Origin of the sequence: Synechococcus sp. R55.2 (assembly GCF_047462075.1) — a bacterium.
Classification (GTDB): Bacteria; Cyanobacteriota; Cyanobacteriia; order Thermostichales; family Thermostichaceae; genus Thermostichus.
Genome location: NZ_JANSIH010000122.1, coordinates 1 through 968, shown reverse-complemented (window position 1 = coordinate 968; position 968 = coordinate 1). Strand labels below are relative to the sequence as shown.

General features: G+C 48.3%; 1 protein-coding gene. It reads right to left on the bottom strand.

Translation table 11 applies throughout. The annotated features are described in order from the left end of the window. Positions 1-230: sigma-70 factor domain-containing protein (locus NW838_RS04550; RefSeq protein ID WP_414427581.1), on the bottom strand; the 230-nt coding region annotated here is incomplete at its 3' end. Positions 231-968 lie beyond the last annotated feature (738 nt).

Below are 968 nucleotides of genomic sequence, written 5' to 3'. Positions count from 1 at the left end.
TTGGCTGCTTCCCCCTGCCGCAGGATCTGCTGCAGCTCTGCCAAGGGGATCCCCAGCCGCCGGCTCCAACCTTCCACAGACTCATAGGGCTGCCGTTGCTCCAAGAGCGTCACCATCCGCTGCACCTGGTGAGCCAGGCGGAGCTCTTCTTCAGCGGTGAGCAACGAGTAGCGGCCAATCGTCTTTAAGAAACGCCCCACCGCATCTTGCAAGTCAAGACTTTCTGACATATCAAACCCCACACCATAAATTCATGTCCTGTCAGAATCTCTACTTCTCCTGCTGCATCGGGCCCTCTTCCTACACACGAAGCTGACCTTTCTGCAAACAGCACCTTATTCATACCAGCACAAAAGCCTTTTCGTAAAGGCTTTGACTTCGAAAAATCTAATCCAGAACTCGGTGTTTGACTCACTAAATTTATTGAGGCTGCTTCACTAGACACTACCGGCAGTGCTTTAAGTCCTTTTTTATTGAGTAGTAACTCTACCTTAAGTAGGAGGGAAGAGATTAACTATTTTATAAACTCAATCTTAAGTTCTAGATAGATTGAAAAAATTATTCCACTTGCTTGACCAGTTTTTGGTACCAAATCAGATCTTCAAGAGATCTTCAAGAGACAAAAAAGCAATTTTTTCATCCAATTTGTGGGACTAGAGATGAGTATTTTTGTTCGCAGAGCCATCGGAAAAGCTTACTTGGCAAGGCACAGCAAGGGTCATCGGCGGGTTTTTGGAACGGCTTGGGGCTGGTTTGGTACCTCATCGCCGGCAGTTCCAGCCGGAGACAGACGAGAACAGATCCCTGTGGGACAGATTTTTGCTGCTGCCTCCAAACATAGTGGAGACTATCGTCAATTCTTGACTTTAGACGCTAGATGTAGATCCAAGATTTCTGTGTTACCGAACACGCCAGGCGCGGATGCCTCAGCCTTGGTGCTCCGTACCGCTATCGCGAATGCCGCAGCG